The sequence below is a fragment of the Myxosarcina sp. GI1(2024) genome (assembly GCF_053543375.1).
Genome location: NZ_JBKGTY010000002.1, coordinates 313,824 through 329,951 on the forward strand (window position 1 = coordinate 313,824; position 16,128 = coordinate 329,951).

Annotated in this window: 14 protein-coding genes; 6 read left to right on the forward strand and 8 right to left on the reverse strand. The window is 41.9% G+C overall.

Annotated features, from left to right (window positions below):
* Window positions 1-216: 216 nt before the first annotated feature.
* Window positions 217-1,479 (reverse strand): tetratricopeptide repeat protein, encoded by a 1,263-nt coding sequence (locus ACLFKQ_RS10525; protein WP_448999781.1) that lies wholly within the window; start codon window positions 1,477-1,479, stop codon window positions 217-219.
* Between the two features lie 50 nt (window positions 1,480-1,529).
* Between ACLFKQ_RS10525 and ACLFKQ_RS10530 the strand changes: the two genes are divergently transcribed.
* The gene (locus ACLFKQ_RS10530; RefSeq protein ID WP_449000329.1) at window positions 1,530-2,738 is read left to right on the forward strand and encodes an esterase-like activity of phytase family protein; all 1,209 of its coding nucleotides are present in this window, start codon (window positions 1,530-1,532) and stop codon (window positions 2,736-2,738) included.
* A gap of 29 nt (window positions 2,739-2,767) precedes the next feature.
* A complete protein-coding gene (locus tag ACLFKQ_RS10535; RefSeq protein ID WP_448999782.1) occupies window positions 2,768-3,361 on the forward strand; it encodes a CpcT/CpeT family chromophore lyase in 594 nt (197 codons plus the stop codon).
* A gap of 237 nt (window positions 3,362-3,598) precedes the next feature.
* On the opposite strand, the gene kaiC is transcribed toward ACLFKQ_RS10535, so the two are convergent.
* The 3 genes from kaiC to ACLFKQ_RS10550 form a co-directional block, all read right to left on the reverse strand.
* The gene (gene kaiC / locus ACLFKQ_RS10540) at window positions 3,599-5,167 is read right to left on the reverse strand and encodes a circadian clock protein KaiC (protein WP_448999783.1); all 1,569 of its coding nucleotides are present in this window, start codon (window positions 5,165-5,167) and stop codon (window positions 3,599-3,601) included.
* A gap of 113 nt (window positions 5,168-5,280) precedes the next feature.
* Complete coding sequence (gene kaiB, locus ACLFKQ_RS10545) at window positions 5,281-5,589, reverse strand: circadian clock protein KaiB (RefSeq protein ID WP_448999784.1); 309 nt, start codon at window positions 5,587-5,589, stop codon at window positions 5,281-5,283.
* Between the two features lie 97 nt (window positions 5,590-5,686).
* Window positions 5,687-6,616, reverse strand: coding sequence for a circadian clock protein KaiA (locus tag ACLFKQ_RS10550; protein WP_448999785.1), 930 nt, complete (start codon window positions 6,614-6,616; stop codon window positions 5,687-5,689).
* Between the two features lie 442 nt (window positions 6,617-7,058).
* On the opposite strand from ACLFKQ_RS10550, the gene ACLFKQ_RS10555 reads away from it, so the two are divergent.
* Window positions 7,059-9,629: a hybrid sensor histidine kinase/response regulator gene (locus ACLFKQ_RS10555; protein WP_448999786.1), complete on the forward strand. Its 2,571-nt coding sequence runs from the start codon at window positions 7,059-7,061 to the stop codon at window positions 9,627-9,629.
* 77 nt (window positions 9,630-9,706) lie between these two features.
* Window positions 9,707-10,525, forward strand: a complete 819-nt coding sequence (locus ACLFKQ_RS10560; RefSeq protein ID WP_449000330.1) for an SDR family oxidoreductase — start codon at window positions 9,707-9,709, stop codon at window positions 10,523-10,525.
* Between the two features lie 102 nt (window positions 10,526-10,627).
* Here the strand turns inward: ACLFKQ_RS10560 and ACLFKQ_RS10565 are convergent, their stop codons facing one another.
* From ACLFKQ_RS10565 to efp, 4 genes are all read right to left on the reverse strand, one after another.
* Window positions 10,628-11,251 (reverse strand): GerMN domain-containing protein, encoded by a 624-nt coding sequence (locus ACLFKQ_RS10565; protein ID WP_448999787.1) that lies wholly within the window; start codon window positions 11,249-11,251, stop codon window positions 10,628-10,630.
* A gap of 79 nt (window positions 11,252-11,330) precedes the next feature.
* Entirely contained in the window at window positions 11,331-12,170 is an 840-nt protein-coding gene (locus tag ACLFKQ_RS10570; RefSeq protein WP_448999788.1) for an LmeA family phospholipid-binding protein, read from the reverse strand.
* 18 nt (window positions 12,171-12,188) lie between these two features.
* Complete coding sequence (gene accB / locus ACLFKQ_RS10575; RefSeq protein ID WP_448999789.1) at window positions 12,189-12,659, reverse strand: acetyl-CoA carboxylase biotin carboxyl carrier protein; 471 nt, start codon at window positions 12,657-12,659, stop codon at window positions 12,189-12,191.
* A 96-nt stretch (window positions 12,660-12,755) separates the two neighbouring features.
* Entirely contained in the window at window positions 12,756-13,316 is a 561-nt protein-coding gene (gene efp / locus ACLFKQ_RS10580) for an elongation factor P (RefSeq protein ID WP_448999790.1), read from the reverse strand.
* A gap of 300 nt (window positions 13,317-13,616) precedes the next feature.
* On the opposite strand from efp, the gene ACLFKQ_RS10585 reads away from it, so the two are divergent.
* Entirely contained in the window at window positions 13,617-14,681 is a 1,065-nt protein-coding gene (locus ACLFKQ_RS10585; RefSeq protein ID WP_448999791.1) for a peptidylprolyl isomerase, read from the forward strand.
* A gap of 142 nt (window positions 14,682-14,823) precedes the next feature.
* The gene (gene thiL / locus ACLFKQ_RS10590) at window positions 14,824-15,813 is read left to right on the forward strand and encodes a thiamine-phosphate kinase (RefSeq protein ID WP_448999792.1); all 990 of its coding nucleotides are present in this window, start codon (window positions 14,824-14,826) and stop codon (window positions 15,811-15,813) included.
* Window positions 15,814-16,128 lie beyond the last annotated feature (315 nt).

A 16,128-nucleotide genomic window follows, 5' to 3' on the forward strand; every position in this document is an offset into this window, starting at 1 on the left:
TACGAGAATTTACTTACTTTCCACTAAAAACCCCTTTGTGACCCAATAATACCGCAGCTCTAAATGAGGTTAGAGCAAAATTTTTACCAGTCGCTACTAATACCATAAGGGCTAACATAGCAAGAGACTGATAAATAAGTAATAGGTAATTTTTCTCGAGAATGAGTATAATTCGAGCTAAGATAACAACTGCTAAAATACAGTCTTCAACTAATACTACAACTGTTCTATTTGTTCGAGCTGTTCGGTAAAATAGCCGACGCGATAGTTTAAAGTACGAGCCAATTCTAAACCCTGTCGATAAAAAGTTTGAGCTTGAGAATAGTTTTTTAAATCCCAATAGATCTTTCCCAAAAGATCGCAAGTTTCCATCCAGCCATAATAATCGTAAGCTTGTTGTTGGAGTTCGATTTGCCGTTTGTATGTGGCGATCGCTTCTTCTAGTCTTCCCTCCTGTCGATAGAGATGAGCCAACTCGGCTAAGATTTCTATAGCTGAAGCTAATTGTCGAGCATTAGTCGCTAAATTGTAAGCTTGCTGGTAATAGTTGCTTGCTTCGCTGTAATTATTTAGTTCTTTATAGTCTCTGGCGATGGCTAAGTATACTGCGCTTAGATTTTCAATGTTTTCTACCTGTAAATATCTTTTTGCCAAACGGTGCTTAATCTCGATCGCCTTTTCAATTTGTGGGATGCGATCGTAAATTGTCGCTAGTTTGGTTAAATAAATTACTTCATCGTCGGGATTGAGTTGAGTTATGGGTGAAATCACTGCGTCTCTTAATTCTGAGGAAACCCCAGAATCCCGACGCACTAATAGTTCTTGGTAGACTTCGGCAGCTTGAGGGTAGTCAAACAAATCTAGATATAGTTCTGCTAAAATTTGGAGATTTTCGTTCACCCTGGTCAGGGCATCTGTTTGTCTGGCGTTGACTACAATTTGCTGGTAAATCTCGATGGCGCGATCGAGATAGCGAACTTGTTGGTAAGCCATTCCTAACTGCTTTAAAAGTGGAAGATTGAGCTTATCTTCTGCTGCGGCATTGGTGCGAATTTCTGCCAAACGCTTGGCGATCGCTCTGGTATCCAAACCGCGATTTTGTTGCCAAGCAAGATTGCCAATTCTGCCCAAAGCGGCTACCTCCTCTAAAGTACCAATTGCCCGCTGCAATCTTAATTCTCGATACCAAAGGTTAAATGCCTCATCAATCTTGCCAGCCGCTAGTTGAGCTTCGGCTTTTTGGTTAATTCGCTCGATTTCTCGTTCGATGCGACCGATTTCAAAAGCAGACAGAGGACGGTCGTTTGAACTTGCCGGTAATAGAGGATCGGACTGAGGAACTTCTAGGGGATGGGGAGTAGTCGCCAGGGCGATCGCCCTAAATCTCCCAGTGTCCAAGCCGACAGCTATCGTTAATAAAACCGATAAGATTTTGATAAATTTGCCAGACTTGAAATATTTGTTCTCGTTACTAAACACTACGAGTGCTAAATAAATGATGTTTCTAAAATCGAAGACTGCTACATTAAATTGTAAGTTTCTGGCAGAAGAAAATAGCAGTGAGAGATCGCCAATCCCCTTTACTTAAAAAAATCTCAATCAATTTACTGATTAGCTTGGTCTTATTCTTATCCCTGACAGCCTGCAGTCCTCCTAAAAGATTAGCAGCATCGGAGAGAATCTTTAGCGATCTCTCCCTAGAATATCTCGATCGCTACGAACTACCAAAAACAGCCTTTGAAAATACTCCCGTAGGAGGTCTATCGGCGATCGCTTATGACCGCAATTTAGGTTGCTTCTATGCGCTCTCAGACGACCGCAGTCAACGCGCTCCCGCTCGATTCTATACTTTAAATCTAAATTTTCAGCCCGAGAACGATCGCACGGCAATAAAAATTAGTAACTTAGACATTAAGGATGTAACTTTTCTGCATAATGAAAACGGCGAGTTTTACCCTCAAGGCACTATAGATGCTGAAGGAATCGGTATCTCTCCCCGAAAAACCCTATTTATTGCCAGTGAAGGCGATCCCAAACAACAAGTTGCCCCTTTTATTGGCGAATTCGATCTCGAAACAGGGGAAAAAAAATTAGAGGTAACTCTTCCCAAAGGTTACTTACCAGACGACAGCACGACCGAACCCCAAGGCATCCAAGAAAATTTGGCTTTCGAATCTTTGACTTTAAGTAGAAGGGGTCTACTTTCAGAAGACCCCTTTCGTCTGTTCGTCGCCACTGAGTCGGCATTGACACAAGACAAAATTGATTCTGCTGATGCCGAGACGAGAATTCGCTTATTGCATTATGTAATTGATTCTTTTAGCAATCCCCTACTCTTAGCCGAACACCTTTACTTATTAGAACCAGCACCTCCAGAGATATTTACTAACGGACTGACCGAACTAGTAGCTTTAAATCTCGAAGGACATTTTCTCAGTTTGGAACGAAGTTTTGGTTTTACTGGTGCGGGAGCAAAGATATTTCAGGTTGTCGTTGGCGACGCTACTGATATTACTAATGTTGCTAGTCTTAAAGGCGAACTGGGACAAATCAAACCACTTAAAAAGAAACTACTGTTAGACCTCAGTGAATTAGGTATTTACCTAGACAATTTAGAAGGAATGACCTTGGGTCCCCGCTTACCAGATGGCAGTCAAAGTTTATTATTAGTAAGCGATGACAATTTTAATCGAGAACAAATAACTCAATTTTTGTTATTTCGCTTGGTCGGCGGATAACTGATACTATTCGATCTTAGATTACATTTATGTCACACTCTCAAGATATAACTACTCTAGTACGCTGGATGGCAGCAGACTTTAGCAATCACGAGCAAGCCTACGCTAATCCTCCATTTTTTGCCCATATTCGCGTGTGTATGCGTCCTCTTCCCGAGGATTTATTGGATGGTAAAAGTCTCTTTTTAGAACAAGCTTATGATTTCGCGCTGAATCAACCCTACCGTTTGCGGGTATTAAAGTTTAATTTAATTGACGGACGTATCAAGCTAGAAAATTATAAGGTCAAAGATGCAGAAAAATTTTATGGTGCATCGCGCGATCGCCAAAAGCTAGAAAAGCTCACCGCCGATCTGATTGAAAAGATGTCTGGCTGCGATATGAATGTAGAATGGACGGGTCGTAGTTTTAAAGGAGCGATCGAGCCGGGAAAATCCTGCATCGTCGAACGCAATGGCAAAACGACTTACTTAGATAACAGCTTTGAAATCGACCCCGAAAAGCTAATTAGTATAGACCGGGGACTCGATCCCGAAACAAACGAACTAGTTTGGGGTTCGGTAGCTGGCGCTTTTCACTTTCAACCCACCCAAAGTTTTGCTGCCGAGGTTAGTTCGCAGTAGACTTCTAGCAAATAAGATAAGATCGAGCTGCTTTTGCCAGAGGCGATTGAGAAGGTAGATCCAACTAAAGCAAAAAAGGTTTGATTTCTAGCTATTTTCAGAAGAATAGAACCTAGTTAATTCGCAGCAACATCGCTTGTTACTGCTGACTTAGAATTATTCGAGCGATTGCCGCCTCTTGGTTGCGACGCTCTCTGAAAATCTATTTCTTGTATTTCTTGTATTTCTTGTTCTTGTTTACTCGATGTTTTTATCTTTAACACTGCGAGCGATCCGCGATATTTCGCTTTTTTCGTCTACTGAAGTGCGCGAGGGAGAACCACTAATGATATTTTCGTAGTTGCGGAAGGATTCTTTAATGTAGGGAATTTCAGGTGCATCGGCACTAATAATATATTCCCGAATACCTTTATCGTGCCACGAACCCCGCATTTTAAAGACGTTCATCGCTCGTGACATTTCGCCGCGAATTTCTACATATTGTAGTAGCAAAATCGTATCGGTAATAGTAGATATATGGGATTCGGTAATCGAATTAGAACCCATGAAGCGATCGGTGGTATTGGTAAAAAAGCCAGTAATTTCTTCTTGTTTGGCGTATCCCGTTACGCCGATGACAAACTGACGAAAGGCATTGTTAGTAACGCCTCTAGCTAGAGCCGATAGAGAGTCGATCGCAATTCGAGACGGTTTGAATTCGGCAATTTCTGACTTAATTTTTTGTAGATGATCTTCTAAACCTGCTGATTCGGGGTAAGAACAAAGCAGCCTGAGCAACCCTTTCTGTTCCATAGCTTCAAAATCGATTCCCCAAGAAAAAGCATTTCGAGATAGTTGCGCTCGCGATTCTTCATAGGCAAACAATAAGGCTTTTTCTCCCTGGTTGCAGGCTTCTTGTAAAAATTTACTAACCAGCAAAGTCTTACCCGTACCCGTCGCACCAGTAGCCAAAATAATCGAATCCTTGAAAAAGCCACCGCCGCAAAGTTCATCCAAGCTTTTAATGCCAGAAGAGATGCGAATGTTTGAAGAGCGTTGGGTGAGCTGCATGGCACCGAGAGGAAAAATATTAATCCCGTCGTTGGTAATGGTAAAGGGATATTCTCCCTTCATGTGGGTAGTACCTCGAAGCTTAAGAATTTCAATGGTACGACGACGACGCTCTCCTTCTAAAACGTTGCGAATGATAATTACGTTGTCGGAGACGAATTCTTCAACTCCAAAACGAGCGATCGCTCCATACTCATCTACGCGCTCGGTGGTTAAAATTGAAGTCACTTGCAATTGTTTTAGTCGTGCTACTAGGCGGAAAATTTCTTTTCTGACTACCGATGCCGCATCGTACTGTTGAAAAACTGCAGTAACTGAATCGATTGAGACTAATTTGGCTTTATATTTATTTACCGCGTATTGAATTCGCTCGATTAAGGCTGAAAGATCGAAATTTCCCACTACTTCTTGACCTTCAGGATCGGGAGAAGCATCGAGGATAAATAATCTTCCGCTGTTGATCGCCGCTTGCAGATCCCAACCAAAACTATAGGCATTTTCAATAATATCTTTGGGAGATTCTTCAAAAGTTACGAAGATACCCGAAGCATCGAAGTATTTGATGCCGTGGTACAAAAACTGGACTGCGAGCAAGGTTTTTCCCGTACCAGATGTGCCGCTAACTAGGGTAGTTCTACCCATTGGTAGACCACCATGAGTAATTTCATCAAATCCTTCGATCATAGTTCGGTTTTTCCGAACTCCTTTACTGGAAAGTTCTTCTGGCTGTAATTGATTGGGAGTTGACTGATTCATCTATACTTTTATAACAAAACTTTTAACAGTAAACTGTAATTAATTTACTTCAAGGCGATCGCTAGTTATTCAAACGTTTAATCTTCGAAAAGAATTTTTCAATCGAATTGAATTTAAACTTCTCGTTCCCGAATTTCTTGATATAACAAATCTAAGCCAATTAATACTTTTTCTCGGTCTGAAAGATCGCCAATAATTTTCCTTACTGGTGGAGGTAACACTTTAGATAGAGTAGGTGTCGCTAAAATTTTATCTTCTTCAGCTAACTGAGGACTTTTAAGAACGTCAATAACTTTTAAAGCGTAAACTCCTTGAAAATCTTTTTCTAAAATATGCTTGAGGGTTTTCAAGGCTCTGATTGAATTGGGCGTGTTACCGGCAACATATAGTTTTAATACGTAAGTTTTTCCTAGTTTATTCACAGCATTAAATAAAATTTTGTCAATCGATTTAGAGCTAGAAATATAAAAATATTCTTAAGAATAGTAAATTATTTTTAATAACCTTACCTTTTAGGTTTTATTCTACTCCAAACAGCAACTCTAAAGACAAATCTTCTCTAGGGATAGAGCGCCGGTACATTTCACATAAATTAGCAATGGTATCGATTAAAGCCAAACGATAATCGAGTAAAATTTCTTCATTTCTTCCTTCTGCTTTTAGTTGCTGGGAAAATTCATCGATTAGTTCCATGTGTATTTCTAAAATTTGCGACACAGAAATATCAGCAAAAAAAGCGCGATTGACAAATTTATCGATATACTGATTTGCTTGAGAATTGTCGGCAAAATAACCGAGAATAATTTCGCTATAATCGGCTACTAATTTTTTTAGTAAATCTTCTTTTTGCGCTTCGGAAAGATGACGATAAAAATTTTTTGAATTACGTTTATAGTATACCCCTAGATATCCCAGTCTTTCTTTGAGTTTTTCCGTTAATCTACGCTGTTGGTCTAGCAGCCACTCGCTTCGAGCTATCTCACTACTATTTTTAGAGGTAACGGAGCGATCGCTCAAAGAACAGCTAGGACTCAAGTGTAAAAACCTACTAATTGCCAAATTAATAAAAGAATTAATTTGTTCTAATTGAATTGGATATAGTCTCACCTCAGCACTATGATACAGAACAAAATTTAATAAATCGTTACTATTTTCGCTATTCTCTCCTGTTTTTTCGACAATTACAATTGGTAGGAGAATATTTAGTTGAGATAACTGCTTAATTATTGAATTAAAAGCTAAGTTACGTAATAAAATCAAACAATCTACGTTTTCTCCTTCGTCTTTAACGAACTCAATTAACTCTTCGGGACAATTTAATATAGTCGCCTCGTAGCGATCGTTATTTAGTAATGCCGCTAAAGATTCGACTGAGGTTTGTCGCCCAGGAAAAAGACAAATACGAAGTTTAGAATATTGATTGACAGTTTTATTTTTAATCTCGGACATTGACATTGTATGACAAGTTTAACAAAATTGATCTATTGAAACTTCCTCCTTTTCAGGAATTAACATCCAAAATCTTATATTATAAAAAATTAACATTTATTGCCTCAGCGTGAAAATTGTAATTATTTGTAAGAAACAGAGCTTTAAAACAATTTAAGTTTGAGATAATAATAGAGGTGTAGCTCGTTCAATTAGTTGAATGACTTTGAAAATCTTGAATGCCATCTGGTAGAAAAACTTTCAAGCTTTTTTCATATAAATTGATTGATAGACTAAACATCAAAAAAGGTATTTGTCAGCTTCGCTAGCCAATTTTAAGCCTAAATTTGGTTGGAAACATGGAAAATATCGCCAAGAGCTAAATATATTATTCTACCTTAAACTGCTCTAACGTAATAGCGCTGGCAACAAAAATGCTTTTGAAGTAATTATCCAAAACTCCATGTATAGTTCTTATCAAATTAGCTTAGAAGAATTTATTAGTCCAATTCCCATCTGCCAACATGGATGTGCTTTGGAAACAATCCTCAATGCATCTCAAAGTAGCCAAAATGGAACTATTGCCATAGTCGATCGCCAACAGTTTCCCCTCGGAGTAGTCACGGCACATAGTTTGCTGTCTTTATTAGTCCAATACCAGCACAATTGCCGGATTACTACTTTAGTTGGTTCTCAAAAGTATTTTGAAGATCGAGCCGCTTTGATGGCAACCACCAACTTACAGAGTCTCATCGAACCAGTAAAAATTGTAAATTATCAAGCAAGCATTTCAGAGTTTTTAGACTATTCCAGCAACGGTAACGATCGCCGGGGTTCGAGCTACGCGCTCGTAGACGAGCGGGAAAAATTTTTGGGCATGTTAGATACTCAAAAGCTGTTTGAGTTTTTGCTTGAAAATAACCAACCACAGCCTCAAGCATTAGGCTCAGAATTGAGTTTCTACTTATTTAGCCTCATGGAAAAGATTCCTCTCCCCTTAACGATCCAAGAGGGCGGAGGCAAAATCTTATATCAAAATCATTATTGGCAACAACATCTCAGCGAATTACGAGACCGCGATGCGATAGATTATAGTTCGCAGCTCGCTCAGTGGTGGTTAGGACAACTGACGAGTCAACCAAACCAACTTTCATCGGAGTCAAATTCGAGGGAGCGAAATGATTTACCCCTTGTATTGGCAGACTCTGCAACTGCTGGCGAAATCCCCACAGACAGCTCCTCAAATTCAAATTCTGCGGCCACCTATGCCGAGCGGTCGATCTTTACCGCTTCTGGGCTGCAGATTAGTTATATAAATGGCTGGTACTACGTCAAAATGCCCCTAGATTTTGCTACTAGTCAGACAAGACAGCATTGGTTAGTAGTGGCGATCGCAGCTGAAAATGAACAAAGCCGACAAACAATCTCAGCAGATGCCGACTGGAGCCGCTTAAAAGACGAGTTTTTAGCCTATATCACCCATGAATTGAAATCTCCCCTAACGGGAATTGTCGGTCTGTCAAATTTACTCAAAGCCCAAAAATTAGGCAATCTCAATCAGCGTCAGATCCGCTATGTCGAATTAATCTATCGTAGCGGCAAACGACTGACCAAGATGGTCAATGACTTATTAAAGTTGACCGGGTTGACCCCTGACAAACAAAGTTTTTTTGTCGAGCCACTCGAACTCGAACCTCTGTGCCGACAAACATACAGACATACTCTAACTGAATTAGAAACTACAGCAGAAACAGATTCATCTGAAATTTCAGCCTATCCTCAGTTAGAATTGGCGATCGCCCCAGGCTCGGAAACAGCCTTTTTCGATAAATCCTGTTTGACTCAAATACTGTCTTGCTTGCTCGAACGAGCCGTTCAATCTCAGGCCAAACGAATCGGAATTAAGGTTAACTCTTGGACTGATTGGATTACTATTGTAGTCTGGCACCAAACTGAGGAGGTTGCAGTCTCAGCAACGCCAACCGATGGCTGCCAAGAAGCGGAAACTAACGACTCAAAAGCAGAATACAATAAGAATTTAAATTTAGCGATCGCTCGACAGTTAGCTAAAGCTCACGGGGGAGAGCTGAGTTCGGTCTCAACAGCCAGCGGCAGAAATGAATTTACTTTACTATTACCTCATGTTGCCGTTGGCGATCGCTTAGAATCTAGTAACTCGAAATCTAATGGCAAACGTTTACTGGTGCTAATCATTGAAACCCTTCCCCATCGGATTGCTCGGATTGCCTCGACGATTGAGGATCTAGGCTACTATTTAGTAGTGGCTCGTAGCGGAATTGAAGCCCTACAACAAGCTCGACGCCTAAAACCCAGCTACATCTTGATGAATCCTGCTTGTTCCCTGCTAGGTGGTAAAGATTTACTTACTCTGCTCGAGTCGGACTCCAGTACGCAAAATATTCCCGTATTCGTGCTGACTACACCGCAGCATAAATTAGAAGATAGTCAAACATTTCGACAGGCACAGGGAGTTATCTGCGAACCATTCGACCGAGCTACTCTGGCGCAGATTCTACCAGTTAAAGACTTTGCCCCACCAGTCATTCCTCAAAATATCACTATTTTGTGTATCTATCCCGAACTAAAAGTTATTGACCAAACACGGGAAGCGGAAAATTTAGATTTTAGCCTTAAAGATTGGGCGGAAAGAGATTGGAGCGCTGGTAGGGAAGATCGAGACCAATCGAGAGATAACGTTGGTTACCGTATTATTGAAGCTGATGGTTTGGAACAAGCTCAGATGTTGGCGCGAATTTGGCAGCTAGATGTGGTCATTCTAGATAGTGTGGCAATTAAAGAACCCCTCGACTACTTGCGCTCGTTACGACAATCGTCTTATCTAGCTTCTCTGCCTTTAATAATTCTCGATTCTAAAACCAGTGCAGCAGCCAATCAAATCGATAACTTAACAGTATATCCTTGTCTATTGCCGGCAAAATCTAGAAGTATTAGAGATTTAATGCAGGTGATTCAAATTGCTGCCAAAACTAAAAACTCGCGCTCGTCTTCTTAATCTTCTTCACACGGGTATCCCCTCGTTGGTCGTAATCGATAAATTCAGTAATGAGGTGTCAATCAATGCCCGACTCGATGAAATATCAACAGCAACACGCGATCGTCACCGGTGGTTCTAGCGGTATTGGCAAAGCTACAGCGCAACTTCTAGCACGACAGGGTGCCAATCTCACCCTAATCGCACGCGATCGCCACAAGCTAGAGAGCGCCAAACGAGAACTAGAGGCAGAAGTAGTTACCCCGACTCAGCAAATAATTACCCTAGCTGCCGATGTCGCCCACGAACCGGAAATTACCGCTGCAATTTCTACGGCGATCGCCAGATTGGGAACTCCTAGTATGTTGATCGCCTCTGCAGGCATGGCAATTCCCGGTTATTTTCAGGAACTTTCCCTGGAAGTTTTTGAAACCACCATGGCGGTCAATTATTTTGGAACTCTCCATACCATTAGAGCCGCGCTACCAGCTATGGAACGGCAACGGCAAGGTAGCATAGTCTTAATCTCTTCTGGAGCGGGTTTAATCGGTATTTATGGCTATAGCGCCTATTCTCCTAGCAAATTCGCCATCCGCGGGCTAGGAGAAAGCCTAAGAGCCGAACTAAAACCCAAAGGTATTCAGGTTTGTGTAGTTTATCCTCCCGATACCCAAACTCCCCAGCTAGCCAGGGAAAATAAAACTAAGCCTCCCCAAACGAAAATGATAACTGAAACAGCCGCAACTTGGACTGCAGCAGCAGTGGCGGCAGAGATTCTCCAAGGAATCGAAACCGGGCGAGCGGCGATCGCCCCAGGCTCGATCATGAGACTGCTGCATCGATTTCATAGTTTAATTGCACCCATATTAAATTGGTCTTTCGATCGAGCAATTAAACGCCTCGGCAGCGAACGATAATTAGTTACAATTTTTTTTGTTTGTCCTTTGTCATTAGCTTTTAGCAGTCTACTGTTAATAATTAATTTAATTAATGACTTATGACTAATGAATAACAACAAACTAAAGCTCGAAGTTGGCTTCAAAAGTTTCCCGCGTCATCGGTTGACCGATTAAAAGACCTTCTCCCCCCAGAGTTTCTAGAGGCTCCCCTTCTACACTAATCCAAACTTTATCGCTGCGATTGAAACTCGTCGCGGTATAGACTACTTGTGCTAATCTGCTAGTCATCGACGCACTTCCTCCACCAAAGACAAACTCTCGAGACAAATCAACATGAACTCCTTTTCGGTCTAGGGACAAACCAAGCAATTTCGTATTTTCGGGAATGCTAGTAGTGTAGTTAGAATTTTCCGGTCCTGCCAGTAGACGGTCGAAGGCAACTGTCAAGATGCGCTTTGGTTGAGTCGACTTTTGAAAATTCAGCGTGCTAGTAACGAGTTCGATTGAATTATCTTGAGGATCGAGCCACCAAACTTCAATAGTTTCTTCTTGAGTAATTGGTTCTGGTTGAATTGGCTTGGTTTGCTCGGCGACGGGAGGAAAAGTCGGTATGGCAGTTTGACTGGTGCGTTCTAGACTGTGCTTTGCCCACCAAGCAGCACCTCCTCCCGCAGCTAAAATTACTCCGGCGGCGATCGCCACTAAAGGGAGAGAAAAACGTTTATTTTGTTTGCGATCTTGCATAAGTAATTCTCCTGATTTAGAGGAAGTTTTTCCAAAAATATTTAGTTAGCTTTTTTTGCTTGGTTGAAGACATTTTTAGTTATTTTGTTTCCACCCGTGCAAAACCCGTTAGTTTGAGGTTATTTTCATCTATCTCTAATTGTAGAAGCCGAGCTAAGATTCCGTCAGCCTCAAAGACTTCAAGATTGAGGCGATCGCTAATGCCATCGGCAAAACCTCTCAGCAATCTAGAAGACATGGGACGCCGATTGACAGTTCCCTTTAGTTCGGACAAATAAATTTGTCTACCGTCTGATGTCACTCTCAATTCTATAGCCATAGCTAGGTCTCGGGAGCGATAGGTATTGCTAGAACGACGTAAGGTAAAATTTATTTGGAGGTGATTTGGAGAACTGAACTCTAAGCTAGGAGCGAGCAGCTCGTAAGCCAGGTTAGATGAACCTCCTTTATGAGCCACCAGACGATTTAAAGTTTTCTGTAGCCGTTGTTGAAATTGTGGTGAGCTTAAGGCGCGATTGAGATCGCTTTCAGTTAAAACAATTTTGAACGCTCCTTGCAAGGGCTGTCCTAAAGCCTCTCTAAATTCACTCGTACTGTCGAGACTCGAGCTCTCGGAAGAATCTTCGACAGCGGTTTTTAGCGAGTTTAATTTCGAACGTTTTAAGGCAATTCCATCTGTTTCTAGCTCTAAAACTTCAATTCTGATGGGTTCGAGTTCGACACCCCTAGCAGCTAGCCGAACTTTTTGTAATTTACCGCCAGCAATTTGATAGTTGGGTAGATTGTCGATCCGAATTGCCCGTTCTTCTACACTAACTATTTGCGAGCGCAGATTCTTATCCACTAGGAAATCGACAATCAATCCTCCACTCGATAAAGTTCCCAATAGACCCAACAGAGCAATGGTGAAAATTTCCATACTCAAACCCAATTTTGATTAACTAGGATCGATTCGCATCAGGGTTTGTCCGAACTCTACTGGTTCTCCATTTTGAACGGCAATTTCCATGATTTTTCCCGCAACTTCTCCTTCGATTTCATTCATTAATTTCATCGCCTCAATAATACAAACGGTATCCCCTGGATTGATGCGATCGCCTACTTCTACAAAAGGCTCCTCGTCTGGTGCAGGAGCACGATAAAATGTTCCCACCATTGGCGAAGTAATTTCAATCCAAGAGCGGTCGTCTACGGTGGTAGTAGTATCTGGAGGAGTAGTAGGTCTTTCCGTACCCGAAGGAGCCATTACTGGCTCGGCTGCAATTTCAGGCATGACTTTCGAAGCTACTATATTTCTCTCTTGGCGTACCGTCAAGGTAAACTGATCGCTTTTGAGAGTTAACTCAGTAATGTCAGTTTTGGCGATCGCCCCTAATAATTCGCGAAGTTCTTGAAAATTTATAGACACAAACTATACAATCCGATCTCGAGCAGTTATTTACGTAATTTAACAGCAATACTGGTTTTTATCGCCTATGAGTTCGACAATTTACCGACGATAGGTTTAGTTTTCTCGACCTAAGTAGGAACTATCTCTGGTATCTACCTTGATTTTTTCGCCGATAGAAATAAATAAAGGTACCATTACCTGCGCTCCCGTTTCAACGGTAGCGGGTTTTGTTCCTCCCGTAGCCGTATCTCCTTTGACTCCAGGATCGGTATCGGTAACTTCTAAAGTCACTGAAGTTGGTAACTCCACTTCCAATACCTGGTCTTCCCAAAAGATTACGTTTACTTCCATTTCTTCTTTGAGATACTGAACGCGATCACCCATTTGCTCTGCTGTCAAACGGGTTTCTTCATAGGTTTCCATATCCATAAAGACATATTGGTCTCCCTCTTTGTAGGTATGTTGCATGGTACGTTTTTCCAAGTTGGCTTGGGGTAAGGTTTCTCCCGCTCGGAAAGTACGTTCGACGGTATTGCCTGTCTGGACGTTTTTTAGCTTGGTTCGCACAAAAGCCGAGCCTTTACCTGGTTTGACGTGCAGAAACTCTACTACTCGCCAGACCGAGCCATCTAACTCAATGGTCACCCCGGTGCGAAAGTCATTACTAGAAATCATGGAACCAAAAATCTTCTAGAGAGAACGACATTTAATTTTACCTGATGAAGGGTGAGGGATAAAAAAAGAGGAGCAAAGAGAACCTCAGGATAAACTAAGTCGTGTAGAAATGTTGACAAGGGAGATCGATCGCTAAGAACATACACAGTAGATATGTTTTGTCCAACGGTCAGTGGTACTCGTCTGAAATAAATTCGAGCGACGGACTGATTTACAGAACGCGATGGCGTGGTTTAATTTATGAAAACTGTAGCAAATCTTATTAATAACAAATCCGATTGCCGATTTTCTCGAAGTATTATGGCTATTTGGTTAGCTGTGGTCTTGTTTTGTAGTAGTGCGATCGTTCTACCCCAACCTCAGGCACTAGCGTTTTTAGCTCAGGGAGATGCGATTACCGACCCTAAAGCCATTCTGAGATATTCTCTACCTATAGATAATGATTGGGTAAGAAAACTACAAGCAGATTTAGAAGATATTGGCTATCAACTTCGGGGCAAGCGTTGGGGCAACATCAAACGCGATATTAAAGATAGTAATTTCGTGTTGGAAATCCATCGCGGTGACATTTTGGCTGCGGTTTCCGAAGAGCGTCAACCTCAAGCCGAAGCATTACTAAACCAGATCGATGAGGGAGTTAACGAACTTAAAACGACAGCTGACACCAAAGACAAAGAAGCTGTTTACCTCAAACGAGAGGAATTGCTGGCAAAGGTAGGACAGCTAGAAGAATTAATGGTAGTAGGGTTTCCTTTTGAAGTACCAGAGGAATATGCCGATTTACCACAGCTGCTCGGTCGTGCCACAGTAGAAATGGAAACCAACCGAGGTACTTTAGAAATTGTTATCGATGGTTATAGTGCGCCAGTTAACGGAGGGAACTTTGTCGATTTAGTACATCGTGGCTTTTACGATGGTATGGAGTTCAATCGAGCCGAAGATTTCTACATTTTGCAGGCAGGGGATCCCCCAGGAGAAGCAGAAGGATTTATCGATCCCGAGACGGGAGAGTATCGCGCAATTCCCCTAGAGGTACTGGTACGGGGAGATTCGGAACCAGTTTATGGCGAGACTTTGGAAAACTTAGGACGTTATTTAGATACACCCGTTATTCCTTTTAACGCCTATGGTGCGATCGCTTTGGCTCGTCCTGCTAATGACCCCAATGGCGGTTCTTCACAATTCTTTTTCTTTAAATTCGACCGCGAATTAACTCCTCCTGGCTACAATTTAATGGACGGTAGATATTCTGTATTTGGTTACGTCGTAAAAGGTGAAGAAATTTTAGAAAAACTTGGAGCGGGAGACAAAATTGTTTCTGCTAGAGTCGTAGAAGGACTAGAAAATCTAGTCGAACCAAGCTAGAGCAGGAGAAGCATAGAGCGGAGAAAGCAGAAGAAAAAAGGTAAAAGGTAAAAAGGGAGTTCTCAAACGTTCTCCCTTTACCCCTTGCCCGTTCACCAATTACCTAGTGCCTTAAATAACTTTCTACTTCCTACTTTAAAGAATGACACAGCTAGTTAGCGCTCTCGGAGAGCGGGGTTTGTTGAGCAAACTCCAGCCTTTTTGTCCCGAAGGGATGGTAGGGGATGATGGAGCAATTTTACCTCTAGAACCAAACAAATCTCTAGTAGTTACTACTGATGTATTGGTTGATGGGGTACATTTTAGCGATCGCACTACTAGCCCCTATGATGTAGGTTGGCGGGGGGTAACGGCTAACTTGTCCGACTTGGCTGCAATGGGAGCAAAACCTCTCGGTATTACTATCGGTCTGTCCTTGCCCGGAGCAGTAGCGGTATCGTGGGTAGAAGAACTGTACCGGGGTATGAACGAGTGTTTGAACCGATATCAAACTCCTGTCGTCGGTGGCGATATTTGTCGCTCTCAGGTAATCAGTCTCGCCATTACCGCTTTCGGTCAGGTTAACCCCCATCGCTCTATTCTACGTAGTAACGCTCGCTCGGGCGATGCGATCGTTACTACGGGACTCCACGGACTGGCGCGAGGAGGACTAGAACTATTAACTAATCCCCACTTGGGCGATCGCTTGAATGCTCGGGAAAGAAATAGCCTAATCGAAGCTCATCAACGACCTTTACCCAGACTGGATATTTTACCTTTTCTCGAATGGCTTCCCGACCAAATCTCAATTGGCGGTATGGATAGCAGTGATGGTCTAGCCGATGCGATCGAGCAAATTTGCCGGTGTAGTGGGGTAGGAGCGAAAATTGAATTTGGTGCACTCGAAATTCCCTCTGCTTTGGTCGAAATAACAGGAGCAGAAACAGCTTGGGATTGGATGCTGTACGGTGGAGAAGACTTCGAGCTTGTATTGACCATGCCTCTAGCAGTAGCCAAAGATTTAGTTAAATATTTAGGAGGAGAAGCGGCGATTATCGGTAGGGTTACTGCTAATTCTGAAAGTATCTTAGTAAATAAAGATAGTTGTCAATTGTCACTCTCAAATTTTACTAAAGGTTTCAGCCATTTTTAGTTTTTTCAGCTTAACTTCGAGCATCATTATCTATATTTAAGGAGCGAGTCGAGAAAATTTTAAGCCAAAATTAATTGTACTGGTAGAAAATTAACCAAAATGGGAATGATATCTTTGTGCGGAACAGTTTCGATCGTCGAAGGAAGAGATTGGTTTGGGCTATACTGTACCAGCTTCTCTTGCCTTTAAGTTGTCTGTTCGCAGTTAACAGGAGAATTACTCAAAGATCGAAGAAGGATCTTAGACAAACTCACTCGAACTAGTCATTATGCTATCGGTCGCGTTCGAGGGAATTGTTTGCTAGTTAAGTAGTTT

Excerpts from the sequence above, each read along its gene's own strand:
- thiL (WP_448999792.1), top strand. The coding sequence starts at position 14,824 with ATGACACAGCTAGTTAGCGCTCTCGGAGAGCGGGGTTTGTTGAGCAAA.
- ACLFKQ_RS10555 (WP_448999786.1), top strand. The coding sequence starts at position 7,059 with ATGTATAGTTCTTATCAAATTAGCTTAGAAGAATTTATTAGTCCAATT.
- kaiC (WP_448999783.1), bottom strand. The coding sequence starts at position 5,167 with ATGAATCAGTCAACTCCCAATCAATTACAGCCAGAAGAACTTTCCAGT.
- ACLFKQ_RS10585 (WP_448999791.1), top strand. The coding sequence starts at position 13,617 with ATGGCTATTTGGTTAGCTGTGGTCTTGTTTTGTAGTAGTGCGATCGTT.
- ACLFKQ_RS10550 (WP_448999785.1), bottom strand. The coding sequence starts at position 6,616 with ATGTCCGAGATTAAAAATAAAACTGTCAATCAATATTCTAAACTTCGT.
- ACLFKQ_RS10565 (WP_448999787.1), bottom strand. The coding sequence starts at position 11,251 with ATGCAAGATCGCAAACAAAATAAACGTTTTTCTCTCCCTTTAGTGGCG.
- ACLFKQ_RS10560 (WP_449000330.1), top strand. The coding sequence starts at position 9,707 with ATGAAATATCAACAGCAACACGCGATCGTCACCGGTGGTTCTAGCGGT.
- ACLFKQ_RS10535 (WP_448999782.1), top strand. The coding sequence starts at position 2,768 with ATGTCACACTCTCAAGATATAACTACTCTAGTACGCTGGATGGCAGCA.
- efp (WP_448999790.1), bottom strand. The coding sequence starts at position 13,316 with ATGATTTCTAGTAATGACTTTCGCACCGGGGTGACCATTGAGTTAGAT.
- ACLFKQ_RS10570 (WP_448999788.1), bottom strand. The coding sequence starts at position 12,170 with ATGGAAATTTTCACCATTGCTCTGTTGGGTCTATTGGGAACTTTATCG.